This window comes from Paraglaciecola aestuariivivens, assembly GCF_052983255.1.
Map to the genome: position 1 here is coordinate 278519 of NZ_JBRKBA010000001.1, position 15412 is coordinate 293930.

Genomic DNA, 15412 nt, shown 5'->3' on the forward strand with positions numbered 1-15412 from the left:
TTATGACTACAGAGCTTCGACTTTTACCCGAGTGGGCGCCACAAGAGGCGGTTTTACTTGCTTGGCCAGATAAAAATACAGATTGGCAACCTTGGTTAGAACAGGTTCAAGCTGTGTACTTAGAGATCATTGCCCAGTTAAATGCGGCTAATACTCCGGTTATTTTATTAATCGCTAGCGAAGAGATAGCAGTGTGTAAAGCTAAGCTTAAGCAAAGTGCCCGTGTGCTTTTGCTTGAAGCTGATTATAACGATACTTGGATACGAGATTACGGCTTTTTAAGTTGCGCGGCTGGACAACAGATTCACCCAATCGAATTTATTTTTAATGGTTGGGGTGACAAGTTTAACGCACACAAAGACAACTTAATTAATCAAAGTGTACTTAGTCAGTTATGTCAGCATCCGTTGCAGTCAATAGATCTTGTCTTAGAGGGTGGGGCCTTAGAAATTGATGGCTCAGGGCACCTATTGTCAACCGACCTTTGTTTAACTAATCCTAAGCGCAATGGCAACAAAACCTTAAGTTCGTATCAGCAAGATTTTGCAAAATACCTTGGGGCTAGCCAAAGCACTATTTTTACGCAAGGGCATCTAGAAGGTGACGATACAGATGGGCATATCGATACCCTAGTACGCTTTACACCAACCCAAGGATTAGTGGTACAAGCGGCATTTAATCGACCGCAAGACAGCCATTTTGCCGGCTTAAGTGCCTTAGTTGAAGAATGTAAGCAGGCTTTCCCAAGCCATCAAATATTTAGCTTGCCTTTGCCTTTAATTATGAATCAACAAGGCCAACGTTTGCCTGCTTCTTATGCTAATTATTTGATTGTTAATCAACATATTTTATGCCCCATTTATCAACAGCCAGAAGACGAGTTAGCCATGCAAGTTATGGCACAAGCCTACCCAGACTATAAAATAGTGCCGATTAACTGCCTACCTTTAGTACAACAGTTTGGCAGTTTGCATTGTATTAGTATGCAAGTGGCAAAGGGTATGTTTAAACCTGAAGTAGTGAGCCAATTACAAGGCGGAGTGCAAACTTATGCAAAATAAAACCTTAAAAGTTGGCGTAGTTCAACAAGCTGTTGCCAACAATAATAAAGATGAAAACTGGGCCAAAAGTGCCGAACAAATTCGCTTGCTTGCCGAACAAGGTTGCGAATTAGTGTTGTTGCAAGAGTTACACAGCACCTTGTACTTTTGCCAACAAGAAGACACCACAAACTTTGATTTAGCCGAGCCTATTCCCGGCCCTGCCACCCATTACTTTGCCGATGTAGCGGCTAAATACAATATTGTTTTAGTCACTTCTTTATTCGAAAAACGGGGCTCAGGTTTATATCACAACACAGCTGTAGTCTTTGATCGTCAGGCTGGGTTAGTAGGCAAATATCGCAAAATGCATATTCCCGACGATCCGGGTTTTTATGAAAAATTTTATTTCACCCCTGGCGACTTAGGCTTTGAACCTATACAAACCAGTGTGGGTAAATTAGGTGTGTTAGTGTGTTGGGATCAATGGTACCCAGAAGCCGCACGTTTAATGGCCATGGCTGGGGCTGATATGTTGTTCTACCCTACCGCCATTGGCTGGGATAAAACCGACACTCCCGAAGAGCAAAGCCGCCAACATGATGCCTGGCAAACCATACAGCGCTCGCATGCTGTGGCCAACTCTGTTCCTGTAATAGTAGCAAATCGAACTGGCTTTGAAGCTTCTCCTGTTGAGGGAGATCCGGGTATAGAATTTTGGGGACAAAGTTTTGTTGCTGGTCCACAAGGTGAAATTTTGGCCAAAGCGGCCAGCGACCAAGAACAAAACTTAGTCGTTGATATTGATTTAACTCGAACCGAACAAATCAAACGCATTTGGCCGTATTTTAGGGATCGTAGAATCGACGCCTATCAAGACTTAAGCAAACGTTGGCGAGATTAATCACGCCAAGGTCTAAGTTAAGCTTTAGCGCTTGGGCGACTGCTTACTGCAGCATACCAGCGTTGTAAATTAGGATATTGCTCGGTTAGTTTAATGTTGACGACCCGGGCAAAGTCTATGGCACACAAGGCTGTAATATCCGCTATGGTGAATCTGTCGGTAGCAATAAACTCAGATTCCCCTAACCGTTTTTCTAATAAACGTAAAAATCCCACTGCATTTTTACCTGCTACTTCACCGTATTCTTTTACCGGGATCATACGGTCTTTAAAATAACCTGTTGTATGTTGGAAGCACATACCAACTTGCCCAAAAAAGTACATTTCCACTTGTCTGTGCCACATGTCTATTTGGGCTTTTTCTAATGCACCTTGGCCTAATAAGTTGACCTCTGGATACATTTCTTCGAAATACAAACAAATGGCTGCGGCTTCGCTAATACAAGTGCCATCGTCTAACTCAAGAATGGGGATTTTACCCACTGGATTTTTGACGCGCATTTCAGGTGAAATATTTTCACCTTTTTGTAGATCCACTTGCACATATTCCATGGGAATGTTTTTTTCCGCCAAAAACATTCTTACACGTCTAGGAGAGGGGGCGGTATGAGTGTCGTATATCTTCATGCTTACCTGCTTTTGTAGTAGTTGAGTCGGGCTAAAGAGAATCTACTTTAGACAAGTTTGACTCTAAGCAAGATGCTCAATTTTAGCAAATAGTTTGAGGATCTTGGTGTTACTGCTTATCTAGCCAAGCTTTTAGTGCTTGCTGACCTGAAGATTGAATATCGGCATGATTTTGACTGACCCACCATTTTTCCATGATGCGTACATTTTTTTGATTAGCCTTATAAAATAAATCAAATAGGTCGCCAACCACGGGCAAACTACCTAACACAAAGTCAATAATGATGTGCCTTAACATTATCACTCTTAATGCTTTTGGTACCTCTATGGCTTTTGCATAAGCAAGAATACGTAAAGACACCAATAGCATAATAAAATCACCCACCACTGGCAGCAAACCCAGCCAAAAGTCTAATCCTAGCTGTATTCCAACAATAGGAATACGAATTTGACTATCTGCTAAGTTGGCTAATTTTTGCGCCCTAAGCAAAGCCTTGGGCGCTTTAATTGAATGGGGAGTGTGGCTCATCTAGCCTATGCTTTGCAGAATTTGTCCACAGAACCAAGCCATATAAGTTCCTACTGTATAACCTAGTACTGCCAACATAACCGCAACTGGCGCTAATGAAGGATGGAATGCCGAGGCGACTATAGGTGCAGAGGCCGCCCCACCCACATTGGCTTGACTGCCCACAGCCATATAAAACAAGGGTGCTTTAATTAATTTAGCTACACCCAACATTAAGGCTGCGTGAATGATCATCCAAATCGCTCCAATCAAGAAAAACAAAGGTTGATCGGCAATCATAGTGACGTCCATTTTCATACCTATAGTGGCAATTAAGATATACAAGAAGGCCGAGCCTACTTTAGAGGCACCTGCCCCTTCTAATTCGCGCACTTTAGTAAAAGACAAAGCCACCCCAACTGTACTGGCAAAAATGATCATCCAGAAAAACTTGCTATGGAAACTTAGCTTTTCTAATTCAGGGAAGTTTTCTACAAAATATGGGGTAATGTTATCGGCAAACAAATGCGCTAGGCCTGTTACCCCTAAGCCTACAGCCACAATTAACATAAGATCATTTAGGCTTGGAATACGTGCATGCTGCTCGTGAAAACTTTTAACCTTGTCTTTTAATGCATCAATGGCAGAGGTATCGGCGCCAGTTTTTGCATCTATGGCTTTAGCATTGGCGGCCATCACTAATAAAACAGCCATCCATAAATTCGCCACAATAATATCTACAGTGACCATAGCCGAAAACATTTGATCACCTGCACCATAGATTTCTTTCATGGCAGCCTGATTGGCACTTCCGCCTATCCAGCTTCCTGCTACTGTGGTCATACCGCGCCATACTGCATCTGGACCATTATTGTTTAATAATTCGGGCACTATTGCAGACACAATTAACAACGCAATTGGCCCACCAATGACAATACCTAAGGTACCAGTAAAAAATAAGATCAGTGCTTTACTGCCTAAGCGCGCTATGGCTTTTAGGTCAACACTTATAGTAAGCAGTACTAAACAAGCGGGTAATAAATAACGCGAAGCCACGTAATATAAATTAGATTGTTCGCCATCAATTAAACCAAAAGTATTTAATAAAGAAGGCAAAAAGTAACAAAGCAACACTGAAGGCACAAACATATAAAACTTGCGCCAAAAAGGAGTGTTAAGCTTTGCTGTATAAAATACCAAGCCAAGTAACATGGCTAAGATCCCCATAATGGTGGCATCGTTGGTAAATAGTGGTGAGTGGACCACAGCTTGATCCGCTAAAGTTTGTGTCGACATAAATTTTCCTGCGTAGCTTCCCTATAACAGCATGTCCTGTTGGGATTATTATTTTTACCTTTTATTATTAGATTGAATAACAATGACTCAATCAGAGATAGGCTTTTTTTTGTAAATTAAATGTTACCACACTCCCATTAAAGGGTCTTGTGCTTGTAATAAGGTTACTTGCTTGCTCCTAATTGTTTAGCTAATTCTTGTCTTTGCTCTGGGTTTTGAACGTCTAGCTCCTCTAACCAACATTGGCTGTGCTGCTCAACCAATTGGCTCAACATAGCTATATGTTGTTTATCGGCATTGAGTGCCGCAATATACTCATAACGCTCACCGCCCGCTTGTATAAAGTATTCACGGTTTTCTTCGCCAATTTCTTCTATGGTCTCTAAACAATCGGCAGAAAATCCTGGGCAAACTACCTGTACAGATTTAACCCCTTGATTGGCCATGTTTTTTAAAGAATGGTCGGTATAGGGCTTAAGCCATTCTTCTCGACCAAAACGTGATTGAAAACAGGTTAAATATTCATTGCTTTGTAAGCCTAATTCTTCGGCCACTAAGCGCGTGGTTTTATAACATTGACAGTGATAAGGGTCGCCATTTAGCAAGTAACGTTTAGGTATGCCATGATAACTAAAAACCAGTTTCTCAGCTCGCCCATGTTGTTGCCAGTGCGCCTTAATTTTTGCGGCTAGCGCTTTAATGTAATCTGTATTGTCGTGGTATTGGGTAATAAACCTCAACTCGGGGATCCAGCGAGTTTGCTGAAACTTTTTTGCCACTGCATCGAAGGTTGAAGCCGTAGTAGAGGCACAATACTGAGGGTACAAAGGCACGACTAAAAGTTTACGAACGCCTTGTTGCAGCATTTTGTCTAATACACTGTCGATAGAAGGCGAGCCATAACGCATAGCAAATTCTACCACTAGGTTTTCACCGTATTTGGCTTGTAATGAACCTCTTAATGCTTCAGTTTGATCTTGAGTATGAAATAACAAGGGCGAACCGCGCTCGGTCCAAACTGTGCTGTAAGCCTTAGCTGAACGCCTTGGACGAATATTTAAAATCACTAAATTCAATACCAGCCACCAAATCAAGCGTGGCACTTCCACTACTCTAGGGTCAGACAAAAACTCTTTTAAATAACGCTTTAACGCGCCTTTTTTAGGCGCATCAGGGGTGCCTAAATTAGTGACCAATACACCCACTCTATCTTGCTGTTGGTGGGTAAAATTCGGGCTACCTAGATATTTCATGACACACTCGTAAATAAAAGGGGACGGATTGAAAAATAAAGCGATAAAGCTTGTAAGTCAGAGCGCTATTTTGAACGACTTACTTTAAAAATCAATGAATTAAGCCACATATTCTAGGTAAAAACACAAAAACTGACTTATATTTGAATGAGGCCAAATAAAAGACAATTTGAAAAGTAACCAAGACCTAACTAGGCATGCATTAATAAAAATATCAGTTAGGTTATGTGTTAGTTCAGATAATGTGTATAAATTTTATGCAAAGATGTGCATGATGTGATTGTCTAGATATTAGGTTTAGCAAACTAAGATCTCGTTGTAACTATAAGGATTCCAGGATGGCGAACAAAAGCAAACAAGACAATTCTGTGCAAAACTCTCCTTCTAAAACCGAATCTAATGAATTAAGCGAATTAGCTAAACTTCGAAAAATAGTATTTGGTGAGGCAGAACTAAGCCTGATTGAGAGAATTAATGAGCTAAAACAAGATACCCATAAACAACTATCTGAATTACAACAAAATCTTGATAAACAAGCTGTTAGTCTACAAACCCAAATGAATGAAGGCTTTGCCAAACTTGAGCAGCATCTAGCGGCTTCAGAGCAAAGCCAAGAGCAAAAAAATTCAGATCTAAATGCCTATGCTGAACGCTTATCTTCAGAATTAGAAATGGCCGACACCGCCAATAAACAAGACAACGATGCACTGCATGAACGCCTTGACCAAGAAATTGCTAAATTAACTAAACAATTTACTCAACAGCTTGAACAAGCATTAGATAAGTTAAATCAAGTTTCAGGCGAACTAAACTCCTCTAAAACCGATAGAAAAACCTTGGCTAAATTGTTGGCAACTGTGGCTAGCAACCTTGAAACTGACGAAGGTGAGTAGCCTGAAACATGGCACAGTCACCTAACCCAGATGCGAAAAATCACGACCAAGCACAGATGCATAAACTCCGTGAGTTAGTGCTAGGGGTTGACGGATTTTACGTAAAACAAATTTTTCAGCATCACTCACGCGAATTACTTGCCGACAAGATCAGCGAGGCGTTAAAAGATCGTGAGTCTCAAGATGGCACAGTAAACAAAGTTTTAGTGCCCATAGTCGAAAAATCAGTAGAGCATTCTATCACTGTGCATAGCGAACAATTTGTTAGTTCTATGTACCCCATTATGGGTAAGTTAGTTAGAAAATCTGTGTCTGCTTTTATTGCCGAGCTTTTAGAAAAAACCAATACTCTTTTAGAAAACAGCTTAACTATTAAAGGTTTATCTTGGCGTATTAAAGCAAAACAATCTGGGGTGAGCTTTTCGCAATATGCTGCAAGCCAAACCTTTGATTATCGGGTTGAGCAAGTATTTTTAATCCATAGTGAAACTGGCTTGCTGCTTAATTCTGTTTCTTTAGGGATAGACACTCAAGCAGATGCAGACCTGATATCTTCGATGTTAGTAGCGATCAACGACTTCGTTTCTGATTCTTTTAGACAAAACCAAACTAACGATGACCAAACCTTAGATGTAGTTCAAACCGATAATTTCACCCTACTGTTAAAACAAGGGCCTAAAGCCTTTGTAGTGGCTGCTATTACCGGCAATATGCCACAAAAAGTCGGTAATAAATTACAAAAAACAGTTGAAGACATACATAAAATTTACGAACAAGAACTTAAAGATTTTAACGGTGATATCACGCCTTTTGCCGATAGTGAAGATCAATTAAGAGACTGCCTTATGGCAGAGCTTAAACAAGAAGCACAGAAAAAAAAGCGCCGCCCTTGGTTAGCCTATCTACTGCTAAGCAGCTTTTTAATTGGCATAAGCTATATAGCCGTAAAAAAATGGCAAACCCATGAGTTGTTGCAAAAACTAGCTTTGATCGAGCAAACCCCTGGTATTTTAATTACTCAATTAGATTCGCAGGGTTTAGATAAAGTTTTTCTGGGAGTGATGCGAGATCCTAATGCGCCGACCGTACAAAGCTGGTTAACTGCGCGCAATTTAGATAGCAACAAAATAACCATAAAAGAAACCGCTTTTTTATCACTAGACCCAAGTTTGATACAACAAAAAACCACCGAGATAGTCGCTACTTATGATGACCTTGAGGTGTTATGGTCTGAAGGTAAACCTTTGTTTTATGGTAATTTAAGTCGAACTGAAAAATGGCAATTAGAACAACAATTAAGCAATCTTTTAGGATTAAACTTTAGCCTCCAATGGTTAGATAACATTAAGATAAAAGAGCCTGAGAATGCCCAAGCAAAAAATCCACAGATTCTTAAGTCACTAATGAATATGCATATTGCCGAGCTTGAACAAATAAACCTTGGTTTTGAACCAAACAACAGTGACTTATCTCCTAGTGCTTTAGAACAACTTATCAGGGTAAAGACCCTATTTGAGCAAATAGTCGCCCTAGCCGACCAACAAAACTTATCTATTGGTTTAATTATTATTGGTGCAAGCGATGCGTTAGGCTCAACATCACATAACAAGACTTTGAGTCAAAAGCGCGCAGACAATGCAAAACTTAAATTGCAACAATTAGGGCTACAAGCTAATCGACTTAATTCCGTGGGGTTAGGGGCAATTACTTTAGCCAAACGCACTGAAGGAGTACGTAAAGTGTTATTTAATGTGGTTTACTTTGAAAACGAATAATAAAACTTATTAAACATGGTTTATTTCATCAATCTAAAATTATAAGAAATTCTATGATCCATAAAAAAGTATGCATTTTGGGCGCCACTGGAGTGGGTAAAACCAGTTTAGTTAAACAGTTTGTAGAAGGGTTATTTTCTGAAAAATACCTAACCTCAATTGGTGTAAAAATAGATAAAAAACAAGTGTACACCAATAAAGGCGAGGTGCAATTAATGTTATGGGACATAGAAGGCATTGACAGATACTGCGGCTTTCAACCTAAATACCTAAGAGGCGCTTCTGCTTTTATAATTGTTGTAGATCATACCCGTTCACAATCGTTAGTCGAAGGTGCAGAAATCCAAAGTATGGTGTCTGAAGTGGCAGACATCCCAGGGGTTTTGGTCATTAATAAAACCGATTTACCAGCGAGTTGGCATTGGAGTGAAGAAGAAATTCATGAGAAAAAGTCAGGCTTTAAGCAGACTTTTTTAACCAGTGCCAAAACCGGTGAAGGTGTTGAAGATATGTTTACTTACGTCGCTCAGTTGCTATTGGATTAACCTTACTTATGGATACTGCATTACTTTCATCTTTAGGCCTATTAAATTGTTTAGTATTCAAACGCCTCGGCGCGGGGGAGTTTGAATTAATTTACAACCAAGCTGCATGGAAAGATGAGTGGTTACCCAGCAATGCCCAGATAGTGAAATTCGAAAATGAAGCGGGTTACCTTGAAGATTTTTTAATTGATGCAGAAAATTTATGGCGTAACCAAGCATTCGGAAAAATTAAGTCGGGAATTTGGTCAGAACAAACCTCTAAACAAACCCTTAGATTGGAAGCGTCGGCCATTGCTACCGAGCTCGACAATTATTTAGTCATAGACAATGTCAGCGCTAAATACATGGACAAGCAAGAAACCTTGCAAATTGCCCGAGAACTGGCCTTTTCACAAGAACAAATCACCAGTCAACATCAATACATTAATGCGCGTTTAGATCAAATTCTGTGTGATAGCCATGACCTCACAAGATCACAGAATCCGGTTAATCTACTGCTAAATCAAACAGAATTAGGGGTACTCATTTTAGATCAGCATTTAGCTAAAGTGGGCTGTAATTCGGTACTTATTGAATTATTTAGCGAGCTAAATAACGCATCAAATAACCACATAGAACAACAAATTCTAACTTTATTTAGCAGCCAATACCCTGAATGCGAAAGAATATTATCCACTCAAACCGCCTGGACAGGTGAGTTGTTTTTTCTAAACGCACAAAATGAAAACAAATGGATTAAGTTATCTCTACATCCCATCAAAAACCAAAGTATGGAATTGCAAAATTGGATTGTAGTGGTCAGTGATGTCACGCAAATTAAATACCTGCAGAAAAGAAACGAAAAACTCACGCATTTTGATGACTTAACCGGCTTACCAAATAGACAACATTTTTGGCACAAACTCAGTCATAGCATTCAAATAGGCCTGCCATTTTATTTACTGTATATCGACATTAAACAGTTTCAGCGAATTAACGAAATTCATGGTTACCAAGAAGGCGATAGCCTAATAAAAGAATTATCCAAACGGCTAAAATCGACTTTATCAGAACAAGATATTCTCGCCAGAATTGGCGGTACTGAGTTTGCGCTGATAAAAACCATTTCGCCCGCAGCAAGCCAAACGGCTGACAAACACCAAGCTGAGTGCACTGAGTTAGCTCAATCCTTAATCGATATCACAAGCATTCCCGTTTATATGCCATCTGGAAAAAGTTGTGAGTTAGCGCTAAATATTGGAGCCGCCGCTTTTCCTGATGATGGTCAGTCCGCTGAGGAGTTGATGAAGTTTGCTGATCTGGCGGTTTTTTCTGCCAAAAAAGTTAATCACAGCAATATACAATTTTATTCAAAAGCGCTAGTTGAAGCCTCGCGAAAACGCATTGAAATGGAAGAGGCTTTACAAGAAGCCATTATAAACAACGAATTTGAACTGCATTTACAACCCATAATGTATTTAGACACAGATCAAGTACATAAAGCAGAAGTGTTAATTCGCTGGCGACAAGCCGATGGAAAGCTGATCAGTCCGGATGAGTTTATTCCTTTAGCTGAACAAACTGGACTCATTATTCCTATTGGAAAATGGGTGATAGCTCAAGCCTGTTATATATTTACTCAATTAAATCAATTAGGTAACCCTATTACACTGTCGATTAATTTGTCGCCTCGACAGGTTAAAGATCGTGGATTATTTGAGTTTATTAAGAAGCATTTACAAGAACAAAATATCGACCCTAAATATATCGAATTTGAATTAACTGAAGGGGTACTAATAGACGATTATCAAAAAGTATATGAGCTTTTAGATGAACTAAGAAAACTAGGGATCAGTGTTTCTATTGATGATTTTGGTACAGGTTTTAGTTCTTTGTCTTATTTGCAAAAATTACCCATAGACAGATTAAAAATCGATCGCGCATTTATTTCTCAGTTGTCTGAGTCTTCACAAAGCAGCGCTAGTGCATTAATTGTTGCCATAATCTCTATGGCACAAAGCCTTAATATGGAAGTGATTGCTGAAGGGGTTGAAACCCAAGTGCAAAAAGAGTTTTTACAAAACAATCAATGCAATATTGCCCAAGGTTATTTGTTTAGTCGCCCTTTACCTGTGCAAGACTTCTACCAATTAATTCAGCAAAACCCAAAAAACTAAGATTTCGACTGATTTTTTAACTCTGTTAACTGTAAGTGCAACAAGCTAATTTGAGCGGAAATCTCTTTTAAACTCGGCTCCCCTTCTGCCTCTTCTTTTTCTGCTCTGGCTTTAGCATTTTCTTGCTCCATCACATTCACAACTATGCCAATTACCATGTTTAAAAATGCAAAAGCCGTAAAGAATATAAAGCTTAAATAAAATACCCAACTCATGGGATACACTTCCATGGTTTCGTACATTACATCTGTCCAGTCTTCAAAGGTCATCACTCTAAATAGCGTTAACAGAGAAATGGTAATATCGCCCCAAAGTACTGGGTTAATGGCTTCAAAGAGCGTGCTACCAATGGCCGCATAAATATAAAAGATGATAAACATCAGTAACATCACGTAACCTAATTGGGGCAAAGCTTTAAGCAAAGAAACTAATAAAATTCGTAACTCAGGGATAATAGAGATCATCCGTAAAACTCTAAATACCCTAACTAAACGCGCGATAACGGCCAACTCAGCGTCATCGGCTGGCAATAAACTAACAAACACTATTAGGCTGTCGAAGATGTTCCAAAAACTCTTAAAAAAGTCTCGTTTTCTATGCTCGGCCAAAAACCTTATGGTTAGTTCAGTTAAGAAAAATGCACTAATAAACCAATCTAAAAACTTTGCCACCACCAACATAGTGTGTGACATTTCATAGGTTTTAGCGCCAACCAATAAAGCAGAAAATATGATCACTGTGACCACAAATATTTCAAATATTTTGTTACTGCGAATACGGATAAATTTATTTTGAAGAGTAGAGGCTTGCATAAAAGTGCTAACTATTTTCTAAGGGTTTGCTTGAATGGCCAATAGGGTAAATTGTTTAACATGGCTGTCAATCAGTAATAGGTTGACTAGGGCTTAAAACATAAAAAAGGGCAGTAAATACTGCCCTAGTTAATTAAACTTGTGATTAACTAGCTTGTGCAGCAACCAATCCGCGGTTTATGTCCATCAAATCTTGTTCAGTTAAATTACCCGAAGCGCGTTTTAAGCCTAAAATGGCACGAATAAAATCGTAGCGAGCACTTGCTAGATTGCGTCTGGCATCAAATAAGTTTCGGGTACTATTCAGTACATCTACTATGGTTCGAGTACCTACATCAAAGCCTGCTTCGGTAGCTTTTAAGGCGCTATCGGCAGAAACAACCGCTTGCTCTAAGGCACGAATAGTTGAAGTTGTGGCCAGCACATCATTGTAGGCAGCGCGCACCGAGCGTACGGTTGAGCGATAAGTTAATTCTAGGTTTTCACTGGCCGCAACATAACGATACCTTGCCTGTGCAGTTTGTGCGCTTACCGAACCGCCTGAATAAATAGGCACACTTAAATTAAGTGAAATAGAGCTGCTATCGCGAGCAGGGAAATTTGAATTGCCATTTATTTCAGTATCGTCACGTCCGTAACTGCCACGTAAAGACAAAGTAGGCAGATGCCCAGATTTTGCTAACGCTATATCTTCTTTCGCAATCTCTTTAGCTAAACTTCTTACCATCAAGTCGAGGTTTTTTTGTTCCGCTATTTTTAACCAATTTTCTACCCCTTCAGGAGTAGGACGAGACGCACTAAAGTTTTCGGTATTTAACACTGAAATATTTGTGTGGTACTTGCCAGTGATTTCGCGCATTTCTTCTAAACGCAACTCAACCACATTTTCAGCAATGATTTCTTGTGCCACAGTGTTGTCAAAGTTGGCCTGTGCTTCATGTACATCTGTTATAGCAGTTAGACCTACGTTGAACCTTTGTTTAGTTTGTTCCAGTTGACGCTCAATGGCACGTTTTTCGGCTTGTACAAAAGTTAAGCTGTCTTTAGCACGTAAAATCGCTAAATACGCATCTGTAGTTCTTACGATTAAGTCTTGCTTAGACAAGGCATAGCTAGTGTCGCTTTGTTGGGCAATTTTCTCTGCACGAGATAAGGCTAACCAATTACTTCTGTCGTACAAAGATAAGCTTAAACTTAAGTCTAACCCCAAGTTAGTTGAATCACTGTCGACTATACCAACAGTAGGGGCACCATTGCTGTCGGTTTCAAAATTAAATGATTCTGAGGTGCTATCTGAATAGCTAACTGAACCAGAAATTTGCGGTAACAATGCGGCTCTACTAAGAGGAATACCTTCAAAAGCTGCATCACGGTCTGCTTTGGCTCTATTGATAGTAGGATCTTTCTCTACTGCCATTTGATAAACTTGATAAAGGTCGTCAGCAAAAACAGAGGTCGATAGCCCCATGCTGATCAAGAGCGACAAAAATGTTTTTTTCATTGGTAATCCTATGTGTTTGCTAATCCGATCTTAGCCAGTAGCATTTAGCCGAATCCTATTTATTTGGGTAAAGTCTATGCAAATCAAGCGTTAACTAACATTCTTTAGTCGTAACACTTAGGCCTCAAGTGTAACAGAATATTTTATGTTATTAGTTGCTAAACTTGCTTACATGCCATGTGATAGGCTTGAAGCTGCAGTCATGCTTTTTTTGCAGCCTAATTTTTAGACCTAGCCGCAAAATTTTTTATGTTAATCGGAGAGTGTTTTGCCAGACCCTACACCAGCTAATCAACAATTTTCTTCACAAGATGTGCAAATTTTAGATAAAACGCCGCTTTATCAAGGCTTTTTTAACATGGTCAAATACCGTTTTAAACACAAGCTATTTGCAGGAGGCTGGAGCCAACCCGTTGAGCGCGAAATTTTTGAACGCGGACATGCTGTGGCGGTATTGCCCTACGACCCTGTGTTGGATGAAATTGTGCTCATTGAGCAAATTCGCATAGGGGCATTAGACACCTCTTGTAGCCCTTGGTTATTTGAAGTAGTAGCCGGCATGATAGATAAGGGCGAATCCCCTGAACAAGTATGTTGCCGAGAAGCAAAAGAAGAAGCGGGGTTAACCATTAAATCACTTACCAAAGCACTGAGTTATTTATCTAGCCCAGGTGGAACCACAGAGCGAATTCATATTTATATTGGACAGGTCGATGCTAGCCAAGCGCAAGGAGTGCATGGTTTAGACAATGAACAAGAAGACATTTTAGTTCGTCGAGTGTCTACTCAAACTGCAATACAGTGGATGGAGCAAGGCAAAATTGATAATGCTGCGAGCTTGATTGCGCTACAATGGTTTGTATTAAACAAAGCTAAACTCATTGCCAACTGGGAACAAAAATAACGTGTTAAAAAAGAAGTATGTGCCTCAATTAGCCAATATGCACCAAGTGTGTGAGGTTAATTACGGGCGTTTGTTACGCTTGCTTCCTGATTGTGATACCGAAAATCTCACCTTTCATTTTGATATTAATAATAACCTGCAATACACCATTACTATTGTTGAATGCAGTCGCTTTACTAGCACCATAGAAATGTCGCAAAAAAATCAAAGTGGCTATGCTTTTATGCGCCCTATAGTAAAAGTTAGGTTATACCATGATGCTAAAATGGCTGAAGTAATCAGCGCGCAAAATATTGGAGCGTTAGAGCCAAGTTACCGCTATCCAAATAGTCAAATGTACCAAAAAAATGAAAAAGAAATGGTGAATTTATTTTTAGCTGAGTGGTTACACTTTTGCCTAAGCGAAAAACAGCAACAACAAATTTTAACCAATTAGTTAGGCGTTAGTTGTGATAAAAATCGCCCAAATATCTGACTGCCATATTTTTTCTGATTCTGATAAATGTGGTTATCTGCAGATTAATCCTTATCAAAGTTTGCGCTTGGTATTGCAACACATTAAGCAACAACAACCCGACCTTTTAATAGTAACAGGGGATATTAGTGGTGACGCCAGCGGTGAGAGTTATCAGCATTTCCAGACTTTATTAAAACAAGCTAATCTCAGTTGTGAGCTGTATTTACTGCCAGGCAACCATGATGACCCAAGCCTGATGCAAGCGTGCTTTCCTGCGCATCAACTATGGATTAACTTACCCCATATTGCCCTTGGCTCAAGATGGCATTTACATTTATTAAGTACCCATGATGAAATAACCAAAGGCCAGCTTGAGAAAAGTAGTTTGATAAATCTGAATACTTATTTAACTGAGCATGCTGAGGGTTTTCATCTAATGGCAGCCCATCACCACCCTATTGCTACTGGGGGATGGATGGACCAACATGAATGGAAAAATCGAGATGAATTTAATGCCCTGATCAATCAACATGCCAATGTAAAAGGCGTGATTTATGGGCATATTCATCAGGCTAACCAAAAGCAAGTAAATGAGTGTTTATATATGTCTTGCCCAGCGACTTGTTGGCAATTCGATAGTCAGCCAGAGTTTAGCTTAGGCCAGCCCATTGCAGGTTATAGAATGCTAACACTGCTGGATTCAGGAAAGATCGAGAGTTCGACATATTATTTATAAGGAGTT

General features: G+C 39.7%; 15 protein-coding genes. 9 read left to right on the top strand and 6 right to left on the bottom strand.

The window, feature by feature from the left end; translation table 11 throughout:
• Nucleotides 1-2 precede the first annotated feature (2 nt).
• Both ACVCDT_RS01380 and ACVCDT_RS01385 read left to right on the top strand, forming a co-directional pair.
• Nucleotides 3-1061 (top strand): agmatine deiminase family protein, encoded by a 1059-nt coding sequence (locus ACVCDT_RS01380; protein ID WP_447130947.1) that lies wholly within the window; start codon nt 3-5, stop codon nt 1059-1061.
• A complete protein-coding gene (locus ACVCDT_RS01385) occupies nt 1051-1944 on the top strand; it encodes a carbon-nitrogen hydrolase (RefSeq protein WP_447130948.1) in 894 nt (297 codons plus the stop codon). Before ACVCDT_RS01380 ends, ACVCDT_RS01385 begins: the two co-directional genes overlap by 11 nt.
• A 17-nt stretch (nt 1945-1961) precedes the next feature.
• On the opposite strand, the gene ACVCDT_RS01390 is transcribed toward ACVCDT_RS01385, so the two are convergent.
• The 4 genes from ACVCDT_RS01390 to hemH all read right to left on the bottom strand — a co-directional run bounded on the left by ACVCDT_RS01390 (nt 1962) and on the right by hemH (nt 5627).
• Nucleotides 1962-2570, bottom strand: coding sequence for a glutathione S-transferase family protein (locus tag ACVCDT_RS01390; protein ID WP_447130949.1), 609 nt, complete (start codon nt 2568-2570; stop codon nt 1962-1964).
• A 109-nt stretch (nt 2571-2679) separates the two neighbouring features.
• Complete coding sequence (locus tag ACVCDT_RS01395) at nt 2680-3099, bottom strand: DUF4112 domain-containing protein (protein WP_447130950.1); 420 nt, start codon at nt 3097-3099, stop codon at nt 2680-2682.
• Nucleotides 3100-4374 carry a DUF819 family protein gene (locus tag ACVCDT_RS01400; protein ID WP_447130951.1) on the bottom strand — a complete coding sequence of 425 codons (1275 nt, stop codon included), beginning with the start codon at nt 4372-4374 and terminating at the stop codon, nt 3100-3102.
• A 164-nt stretch (nt 4375-4538) separates the two neighbouring features.
• Nucleotides 4539-5627 (bottom strand): ferrochelatase, encoded by a 1089-nt coding sequence (hemH, locus tag ACVCDT_RS01405; RefSeq protein ID WP_447130952.1) that lies wholly within the window; start codon nt 5625-5627, stop codon nt 4539-4541.
• A gap of 338 nt (nt 5628-5965) precedes the next feature.
• On the opposite strand from hemH, the gene ACVCDT_RS01410 reads away from it, so the two are divergent.
• The 4 genes from ACVCDT_RS01410 to ACVCDT_RS01425 are packed head-to-tail and all read left to right on the top strand — an operon-like array spanning nt 5966 to nt 10996.
• Nucleotides 5966-6520, top strand: a complete 555-nt coding sequence (locus ACVCDT_RS01410) for a hypothetical protein (protein ID WP_447130953.1) — start codon at nt 5966-5968, stop codon at nt 6518-6520.
• Between the two features lie 8 nt (nt 6521-6528).
• Nucleotides 6529-8295, top strand: a complete 1767-nt coding sequence (locus tag ACVCDT_RS01415) for an OmpA family protein (protein WP_447130954.1) — start codon at nt 6529-6531, stop codon at nt 8293-8295.
• 53 nt (nt 8296-8348) lie between these two features.
• Nucleotides 8349-8840: a Rab family GTPase gene (locus ACVCDT_RS01420; RefSeq protein WP_447130955.1), complete on the top strand. Its 492-nt coding sequence runs from the start codon at nt 8349-8351 to the stop codon at nt 8838-8840.
• Between the two features lie 8 nt (nt 8841-8848).
• A complete protein-coding gene (locus tag ACVCDT_RS01425; protein WP_447130956.1) occupies nt 8849-10996 on the top strand; it encodes a putative bifunctional diguanylate cyclase/phosphodiesterase in 2148 nt (715 codons plus the stop codon).
• On the opposite strand, the gene ACVCDT_RS01430 is transcribed toward ACVCDT_RS01425, so the two are convergent.
• Together ACVCDT_RS01430 and tolC are read right to left on the bottom strand one after the other, a co-directional pair.
• Nucleotides 10993-11808, bottom strand: a complete 816-nt coding sequence (locus ACVCDT_RS01430) for an ion transporter (protein WP_447130957.1) — start codon at nt 11806-11808, stop codon at nt 10993-10995. The genes ACVCDT_RS01425 and ACVCDT_RS01430 overlap by 4 nt on opposite strands.
• Before the next feature lie 145 nt (nt 11809-11953).
• Entirely contained in the window at nt 11954-13309 is a 1356-nt protein-coding gene (gene tolC, locus ACVCDT_RS01435; RefSeq protein ID WP_447130958.1) for an outer membrane channel protein TolC, read from the bottom strand.
• A 268-nt stretch (nt 13310-13577) separates the two neighbouring features.
• Between tolC and nudF the strand changes: the two genes are divergently transcribed.
• From nudF to ACVCDT_RS01450, 3 genes are read left to right on the top strand one after another with little or no spacing between them, the layout of a single operon-like run.
• A complete protein-coding gene (gene nudF / locus ACVCDT_RS01440; RefSeq protein ID WP_447130959.1) occupies nt 13578-14213 on the top strand; it encodes an ADP-ribose diphosphatase in 636 nt (211 codons plus the stop codon).
• Between the two features lie 37 nt (nt 14214-14250).
• The gene (locus ACVCDT_RS01445; protein ID WP_447131268.1) at nt 14251-14649 is read left to right on the top strand and encodes a DUF1249 domain-containing protein; all 399 of its coding nucleotides are present in this window, start codon (nt 14251-14253) and stop codon (nt 14647-14649) included.
• A 13-nt stretch (nt 14650-14662) separates the two neighbouring features.
• Complete coding sequence (locus ACVCDT_RS01450; RefSeq protein ID WP_447130960.1) at nt 14663-15406, top strand: metallophosphoesterase; 744 nt, start codon at nt 14663-14665, stop codon at nt 15404-15406.
• The last annotated feature ends 6 nt before the right edge of the window (nt 15407-15412 follow it).